This is a genomic window from Gillisia marina (assembly GCF_000258765.1).
GTDB lineage: Bacteria > Bacteroidota > Bacteroidia > Flavobacteriales > Flavobacteriaceae > Gillisia > Gillisia marina.
On sequence record NZ_AJLT01000035.1, the window covers coordinates 1 to 9,313 of the forward strand.

Below are 9,313 nucleotides of genomic sequence, written 5' to 3' on the forward strand. Positions count from 1 at the left end.
CGCCTCGGTAAAAAACACTTGAACTGAAGGCTAAGAATGTAGATCCTGCTCGGTATTATCTTTCAAATACTGCCACCAATCTACTTCCCGGGATTTTCGAGAAGCAGTAGTTCAATATTTGCAAGAATGTCTTCGAATCTGGAGATATCATTGTCCAATACTTTTCTAATTTTTTCCTTCATCCTTAGCATGTTGCCAGATTTGGTTTCTTCTCTTTCCAGGTAAACAGTTCTAAAGTATTTGATCTGATTGGTTATATAATCCCGGTAATCACCAAAGAAATTTGAATCTACCAGTAACAGATTAAAATGATCCAGGCTAGCTTTATCATTTTCTGCATAAAAGCGATTAAGGGCCACCAGGTTTACTTTGTCAAGGAACTTATCGTTGAGAGAAACAGATAACACGGGGTCTACCACTTTATCAAGATCCAAGGATTCTTTAAATTGCCTAAGGTCTGCAATGGCATGTTGTATGGAAGATTTTAATCCCTGAAGCGAAGCTTTAAAGAACCTATGCGCATCTGTAGCCCTATCTTTTCTTTGTACTTTATAAAGACTGAAGGCAATTATGAACCCTACTAAAGTCAATATTACTGCGGTGCCATCCATGAGCATAGCCCATTGGTTTGGATCCAAACTCCACTCTCTAAATAGTATATAATAGTTGTCTTGCTGCTGTGTCAATTTCCGAATTTTATAGCATTCAATTTAGCTTTTAATATACATAATCTTAAATAAGAAACTTCTGCGATCTCAAAATTAGACTAAAAAGAACTGAAATTTCGATGGACTTTCAAATATTAAGCATTTAAATTTAAACAAAAAAACCCACCAAAATGGTGGGTTTCTAACTTCAACAGATAGTTAAATTAATCTTTAACTTCTTCTTTTTCTAAATTAATAGGTAGGGTAACTTCGTTTCCTTGCTTGTCTAGCACTTTAACTTCATCAAACCCCATTTCTCTAAATTGGTCCAACTGCGTTGCAGCATCACCTACTACCAGATAAGCCATTTTTGACTCATCCAGATATTTTTGTGCCAGCTGCTTGTGTTGCTCTAGAGTCATTGCGCCAATAATTTCCTCCTCTTTTTCAATATATTTAGGATCGAGATCGTAGGCACTCATTTCTTGAAGCATTCCAAGTAAAGACCCTTGCGTTTCAAAACGAAGCGCGTTGGATTTTATTAGAGCATTCTTTGTGAAATCCAGATCTTCAGGAGTTATTCCTTCTTTATATTTAGCAATTTCATCTCTAAAAATCCCTACAGATTCCCCTGTGGTATTTGTACGTACACTTGAGGAAGCGGTAAAAGTCCCCGGTATTTTAGATCCGCTAAAGCGCGAACGTGCACCATAAGTATAGCCTTTTTCTTCTCGCAAAATAAGATTTACATTTCCAGAGAACGATCCTCCAAGTTTGTAATTCATTACCTCCACAGGGAAGAAATCTTCACTGGTTCTCGGCAAAGCGATGTATCCAATGTTGATAACAGATTGCTTTGCATTTGGCACATCTACAAAATATAGGGATGCCTTGTCGCGATCGTTACTAACTTCAAATTCCGGGATAATTACCTCTTTTGCCTCCCATTTTTCTGCCAAACCTTTTGCAGCTTTTAATGCTTCATCCTTAGAGATATCCCCAACGATGTGCATACGGCTCACAGTAGGAGAAAAATTCTTATTATAAAAATCTTTAAGGTCTTGGATCTTAATAGATTCTACAGACGCTACTGTTCCTGAAGTTGGATAAGCAAAAGGATGGTTTTCTCCGTACAAGACCTTATTATAAACTTGGCTGGCAATCACGTTAGGATTCGCCTCATTTCTTTTTATCCCATTAATTGTACTGGTTTTAATACGTGCGAATTCCTTTTCATCCCATCTTGGCTCTAGTAAAATTTCCTCCACCAAGGCCATGGTTTTATCAAAGTTACGTTTAAGGGTATTCCCACGAATAACGATAGACTCGTTCCCGGTATACATATAGATGTTAGCCCCAAGCATGTCTATTTCCTCTTCCAATTCTGCAGGAGTTTTATTTGCAGTACCTTCCATCAAGATATCTGTCATTAAATTTGCTACTCCATTTTTGCTTAAGTCGTCTAGTAGATGTCCTCCTTCAATAACAATACTGAAATTTACCAATGGCAGTTCAGTCTGTTCTAATCCATAAACCTGCAATTGATTTCCAAGTGTCTCTTTCCAAGAATTCGGAATATTCAGTTTCGGCGTATCACCCATTTTAGGTTGAACGGAACGATCGAATTTTGAAGGCGTTTTTTGGATTTCTTGCTGCGCTTCAACAACTTCTGTCTCCACATTCTCTGTAATCTCTTCTTCAACAACTTCGGCTTTTTCAGAATTTTCAGCAATAAGATCTAGTTGTCCTTTAGGAACAAAACTCGTAAGAATAAAAGGTTTGTTCTTAATGTATTTATTGTAAACACGCATTACATCTTCTTTTGTTACCGCACGAATGTTTTGGATGTCTTTTTCAATAAATCCAGGATTTCCGGTGAATACATCGTAGTTGGCTAATTGAAAAGATTTGCCAAGAACACTGCTTATTCCGTTGTAAAAATCGGTTTCTTGCCCGGCTTTAATTCTCTCAATATCTCTTTCTGTGATACCTTCCTTTTCAAATAAAGCGAACGCTTCTTTAATTCCTGCCTCTACGTTATCAAGATCTACATCTGCATTTGCAGTTACGGAGATCTGAAATTTTCCGGCAATCTGGCTTGGATTGTTATACGCATAGGGTTTGGAGGTAAGCTCTTTATCCTCTACAAGAACCTTGTATAAAGGTGCTTCTTTTCCATCAGACAATATTTCCCCAAGGAAGTCTAGTGCATAAGCGTCTTTGCTGTATTGCTCTGCAACCGGCCAAACCATATTAAGTTGCGGTGCTTTAGCAAAATTATCTTCATGATAAAGACGTTTGGATGCTGAAAGTGACACTGTTTGAATCTTTAATGGTGCTACTTCCTGTCTTTTTTTGATCTCTCCAAAATATTTTTCGATCAGATTTTTAGCATCCGATTTTTCAAAATCTCCGGCAATAACCAACGTGGCATTGTTGGGCCCGTAGAATTTGTCATAAAATTCTTTTACATCTGCTACGGTAGCACTTTGAAGATCTTCCAATTCACCAATTACCTGCCAGCTATAAGGGTGTCCATCTGGATATAAATTTTTATCGATTACCCAACCGGTGTGTCCATATGGGTTGTTATCTACACGCTGGCGCTTCTCATTTTGTACAACTTCTTGCTGATTTGCAAAAGCAGTTTCAGTTACTGTATTAATGAGGTAACCCATCCTGTCGGACTCTAGCCACATCACCATTTCTAAGGCATTTTTTGGCACTACTTCGTAATATACCGTTCCGTCTTGCCAGGTTCCACCGTTTAATGTACCTCCGGCATCCTGAATCTTTTTGAAAAACTGATCCTGTGGAACATTTTCAGATTCTTGGAAGAGCATATGCTCAAAAAGGTGGGCAAAACCTGTGCGACCCTTTTTCTCACGGTTAGACCCAACACCATACTGAATTGCTACAGAAACGATGGGATCTGACTTGTCCTGATGAAGAACAATATTAAGTCCGTTATCGAGCTCATACTTCTCATATTCTATAGATAACTCGGGATCTTGATTGGCTTTTTCTTGTCCGAAAGCCTCACTACAAGAAACAAATGTTGCGACGCTAAACGACAGCATAAAAGCCATCAGCTTAAACTTTGAATTTATCATGTTATTTTTTTTGGTTTATGATAGCTAAATATAAAGAATTGATTTTTAGAAAATTGAATATTTTTAAAAGAAGATGAATGTATGGTGATTTTGGTCTCAGTTTGAATGAAAAAAAACTACATAATGCAAGTTTCCGATATTTTTCAAATTAATGATTAACCTAATAGTGATTAAAAAATTGGCGTTTTAATTATTTAATATTGCTCTTAAAAGCCCTTGATTAAATGGATGAACATTGTTAAATCTATTCCTAGTATAAAAAAACCACCAGCAACATATGTTCGCTAGTGGTTTTATAATTTTAAACAAATCACCGATTTATAACCACGACTTATTGTTCTAATGATTAGAGAAATTACGATTACCAATTGTCGCTAAAAAAATATTAAAGCCCTACCTAAAATAGATTTTTGCGAATAATTTTCAATATTAATATAACCGTAACTTCGTCTAATTTTTTATAAATATATATCCAAATATATTAGAAGAAACATGCATTTAGTAAACGTGTGGAAACTCTAAGTTATCGTTATACCTCTAACCTAATAATAACGGAAATACCTTTATTTTTTGTGGAAATAATTTCTACTGCGTTATCTATTTTATGACCAAGCAGCGCTAAACGTTCTTTAACTAGGTTAACTCCTTTAGACTCGTGTAAAGGATCTCCAGATTTTGAAGAAAATCCAATTCCGTTATCTTCGATCTTGCATTGCAAAATATTTTCAGATAATAATTTGAAAGAAACACTTAACCTTGGCGCTGCAATACTTGGAGGAAAAGCGTGGACGAAGACATTTTCCACAAATGTTTGTAGGACCATCGTAGGGATTTCAATATCGTAAACATCTATTGCAGGATCTACTTCTATTATCACATTAATCCTGTTGCTAAATCGTGTGTTTTCAACACGAATATATGAGCTTAAATATTCAATTTCTTCGACTAATAAAATCGTTGGCTTTGTACAGTGATCTAGATTTAACCTAATTAATTTCGCGAAATCACCTAAGAAAATACTCGCGTTATCTACATCATTATCCATGATATAATTTTGAATGGAATTCATAGCATTAAAAATGAAATGCGGATTCATTTGCGCCAAGAGAGCTTCCATTTTGGTTTCTTCAAAACGCTTCTGAATCATACTTTTTTGCATTTCAAATTCTTTGCTCTGTCTTATCTGAAATGCATATATGCTATAAACTAGAATGAGTAATAAACCAATCATCAAGATTATAAACCACCAGGTTTTCCAAAAAGGGGGAAGTATATCTAATTTTAGAAACGATTGCGTGTAACTTAAACCAGTGCTTGCATCTAAGACTTTTACAGACAGGTCGTATTCATTTGCTGGTAGAAAAGGCAGAAATATTTCGGGTTTGGAAGAGGAAAGACTCCAGCGCTCATTTTCATTTAAGCGATATTGATAGCTTAATTTATGCGGATTTGGATGTGCATTTGTACTAAACTTAAGCAGTACTGTATTTTCATTATATGATAAGTCTATTTCCTCTTTATTCGAAAATTTTTCAAGAGGAAATTTATTGTTATTGATAAAAATTTCTTCGAGTTTTAATTGATTTACCAAGGGTTTAGGATTACTAAACGCATCTAGATTAACCGTATAATAACCATTTTTACTGCCGATGGACAAGTTATCCTGATGTACCTCTGCACTCAACAAAGGTTGCTTTAAGCCCTGTTCTTCATCCAGAAATATATAACGCTTGTTTTTATATATTGTTAAGCCCTTTTCTGTACCTATCAATAAATTGCCATCATATTCCTTTAAAAATGAAATTGTATTTCCCTGAATTTTTGCTCTTGGTATTTTTTCTATTAGCTGAAAAGAAGCTTCATCCTTTAAGATAAATACATCTCCAAATTCATTGGAAATTGCCATATTTTCACCTAAAGTTGTAATATGCCTTAATTTCTTTTCTTTCCAAATTACACTGTTTAGATAAGATTTAAACTCATTATTTTCCCATGCAAATAGACCGGAGAAGACAGATAAAAAATAGGTTTTATTATCCTTTTGCAAGCTGTTTACCACCATGGTTGGGGTTTGAGGCTCTTCTTGCTTAAAATGGGTATATTTAAAAGTATCTAAATCGCTGTAAACTCTAAGTCCGCCATAAGGGTTTGTTTCTATGAGGTTCCCTGCCTCTGTAAAATTTATTTCTTCTGAATGTAATGGTATATACCTTTCCAATGTTCCCGAAGGATTTATAGCAAAAACGCCAATATTGGAATTTACCCAATACCTATTTTTATATGATTTTATATCATAAAAATTGATGTCCTCTGCCTTTGTGTTGTAATCCAGTTCATAAAATGAATCCTTGTGTTCCGGTAATGGCAATTTTGTTTTTAAGAGATAATATTTTTGCCATTTTTTAAGCTGAATGAGTGATATTGCTTGCTCCCTTTCAGGGTTTTTTAAAAGGATACCGTTATTCAAAAGTAAAGCCGAGGAGTTGTTCGTTTTGGCAAAGCCGATGATATTTTTCCCCTGAACCTCATTGAATTTTATCTGCGGATTCAATTTGATTTCGAATAAACCAGCATCTTTGCTTCCTACATATATTTTTTCAAAGCGGGCATCATAGGCTAAAGAAATTACCTCTTTACTATTGATATTAAAATCTGAAGCTCTGGAAATAAACTCTTCATTTTTAATCTCATAAATGCCTCCATTACTGTCGTAAATTCCCCATGCGGCTGCGAAAACTTGTTGATCTTTAGTTTTAATATAATCCCAGATAATGGACGCTCCATGTTTCATGGCCTGAAGAGTGTCTACTCCTTGCATATAATCGCTAAGAATACTCTTTGTAAAAAAACCTTTATTACTGCTATAGATGCTATCCTTATCTACTAAAACGGAATAAATATACTTATGGTCATTCACTTTAATCAAAGAAGGATGGTCATTCTTAAAAACAATTTTATACACCCCGGAGTTGTAAGTAACCACGTAGATTTCTTCATTATATTCAAAAAAATCCTGAACTCTAAAAAGTTCTTTATCTCTGTCATTATTTAAAGAAAATACTTCAAAAGTATTGATATTTATAACAGAGACGCCATCGCTAGTTCCCACATAGATATTGTTTTCATGAGCAAACAGCTTGGTTATTTCGTTATGAACCAATCCCTGTTTTTTTGAAATCACTTTGAATTTGGTGCCATCATAAACACTTACTCCTTCGCCATAGCTACCAAACCATATGTTTTTGTTTTTATCTTCAGCTATTGCCCAACAGCTGTTTAAGGCCAATCCATCCTCTTCAAAGAAGTTGCTGAAAATGTCATTTTCCTTTCTTACAACACCATTATCAGTACCAATCCATAAAATATTATTACTGTCTACCAATAAAGATCTAACGGTATTGTTTGGCAACTCGTTGGATGACGTATAATTTTTGCTGGGATAATTTTGGGATAGCGCAAGAGTAGCCCACAAAAAAAAAGAAGAAAAAAAAGTTTAATTGTTTTGTAAAATGGCATTTATAAATTCTTCCTCTTTTCGAAAAGAAACAGGAAGTTTCTCTCCATTGGTTAATTCCACTTCTTTATTAATCTTATTGTACCTCACTACATAATTTAGATTAATAACATAGGTTTTATGGATCCTTCTAAAGGAAGTGGCGGGAAGAATTTCTTCCACGTATTTTAAAGTCTTTGTAACCGTCTTCGTAATGCCTTCAATTTTTTTAATGCAACAATAGTTGCTTTCTGCCTTGCAGTATAGAATTTGATTTGAATGAATCAGTTCAAAGCCATCCAGTGTTGTAAAAGCTATTTTACTAACGTTTTGATCGTTTACATTTAAATTTTCAAGTAATAAGGATAATTTTTTATGAGCAAAATTTCCTTTATTTCTATTTTCAAACCTTTTAATAGCTTCGGATAGGTCCAAATGATTTATAGGCTTCAACAGATAATCTAGAGCACTTTGCTTTATTGCTTTAATAGCAAACTGATTGTAGGCAGTAGTAAATATTACTTCAAATTTTATAACCTCAAAAGCTTTGAACAACTCAAAGCCATTTTTTTCCGGCATTTGAATATCCAAAAAAACCAACTCCGGCTCATGTTCTTTAATTGCACGCACTCCTGCATCTACCGAATCGCATTTGGCAACAATATTAAATTTGCTAGGAAAATATCGGATAAGTGTTTTTTCCAATAAATTTTGTGCATTTATTTCGTCGTCAATAATTACTGCTTTGATCATTAAGTAAAACTACAATTAAATGCTGAGTTGAGTTGCTCCTTCTCAAATTATGAGCTTTTTGGTACATCTTAAAGAATTTCGTTCCCGCCAAAAAATGTCAATTTCAAATATTTATTTGTTCTTATTTGATTTTATGTGAACATGATTTTGTCCTAATACAGTGGTTAAAAGTCACGTTTTAAGCTCTTCTTAAGATAATTTAATTTCAAAAAAATGTATTTTGACATTTTTAAAATTGAACTATGAAAATCCCTTTACTTTTTACTTTCCAAGACACTCCTAAGGATGAAACCGGTGAAATCGATGTTAACCCGCAATCCATTATAGAAAAACTAGATGGTTGGCTAGATGGTTTTATTAAAGCGATCCCAAATATTCTTATTGGAGTCGCTGTTTTTATAGCATTCCTATATTTAGGGCGCTGGTTAGGGAAAGTTGTTAATCGTTTAATGAATAATAGAGGACGTGACAATTTTGGAGATCTTCTTGGAGCTTTTACGCGTTATTTAATTGTAATTGCCGGGATTGCATTGTCTCTTACCATAATGGCACCAGGTCTAAGCCCAGCCGATTTAATTGCTAGTCTTGGGGTTTCTTCTGTGGCAATTGGTTTTGCTTTTCAAGATATTCTACAAAATTGGCTTGCTGGAATTCTTATATTACTTAGACAACCTTTTAAAATTGGAGATCAGATTGTTGTAAATGAATTTGAAGGTACTGTAGAAATGGTTCAAATTCGATCTACTATAATTACCACATACGATGGCCAACGTGTCGTTATTCCTAATAATACTGTATATAATAATTCCGTAAAAGTTATAACTGCTCATGAGCTTATCCGTTCACAATATGATATTGGTTTGGGATATGATGAGAATTATATGGAAGCAATGAAAATTTTGAAGCAGACCGTTGAAAAAATTGAAGGCGTGAGTTCAGAAAAACCAGTGGAAACATTGGTATGGGATCAAGCAGATAGTTGGTTGACCATTCGTGTGCGTTGGTGGACAAAAAGTGATCGCGCCAGTGTAGTGCAGGTTTGGTCTAAAGTTTTACTCGGTACTCAGAAAGCTATGAACGAGGCTGGTATAGATTTACCATTTCCAACACAAGTGGAAGTGCAAAATGCTCATGATTTAGAGGAAGCTAGAGAAGATTTAAAAGAAAATAGAGAATTACATAAAAGCGCGATATCTCATAAAGCTAAAAAGCGGTCTGAGAAGGATAGTGATGATAATGAGGATTAATTATATCAGAAGAAATTTATAAACTCAGTTGCTCTCTAAACAAATAGAAATGAATTCTGG

5 protein-coding genes are annotated in these 9,313 nt (G+C 34.6%); 1 reads left to right on the forward strand and 4 read right to left on the reverse strand.

Going from position 1 to position 9,313, the window contains the following annotated elements; translation table 11 throughout:
- Positions 1–80 precede the first annotated feature (80 nt).
- The 4 genes from ON07_RS09535 to ON07_RS09550 form a co-directional block, all read right to left on the reverse strand.
- Positions 81–686, reverse strand: coding sequence for a hypothetical protein (locus ON07_RS09535; RefSeq protein WP_155807203.1), 606 nt, complete (start codon positions 684–686; stop codon positions 81–83).
- Between the two features lie 185 nt (positions 687–871).
- Positions 872–3,760, reverse strand: coding sequence for a M16 family metallopeptidase (locus ON07_RS09540; protein WP_010230623.1), 2,889 nt, complete (start codon positions 3,758–3,760; stop codon positions 872–874).
- A gap of 529 nt (positions 3,761–4,289) precedes the next feature.
- Positions 4,290–7,169 carry a sensor histidine kinase gene (locus tag ON07_RS09545; RefSeq protein WP_010230625.1) on the reverse strand — a complete coding sequence of 960 codons (2,880 nt, stop codon included), beginning with the start codon at positions 7,167–7,169 and terminating at the stop codon, positions 4,290–4,292.
- A gap of 84 nt (positions 7,170–7,253) precedes the next feature.
- Positions 7,254–8,006 carry a LytR/AlgR family response regulator transcription factor gene (locus ON07_RS09550; protein WP_010230627.1) on the reverse strand — a complete coding sequence of 251 codons (753 nt, stop codon included), beginning with the start codon at positions 8,004–8,006 and terminating at the stop codon, positions 7,254–7,256.
- Between the two features lie 242 nt (positions 8,007–8,248).
- On the opposite strand from ON07_RS09550, the gene ON07_RS09555 reads away from it, so the two are divergent.
- A complete protein-coding gene (locus tag ON07_RS09555) occupies positions 8,249–9,253 on the forward strand; it encodes a mechanosensitive ion channel family protein (protein ID WP_010230629.1) in 1,005 nt (334 codons plus the stop codon).
- Positions 9,254–9,313 lie beyond the last annotated feature (60 nt).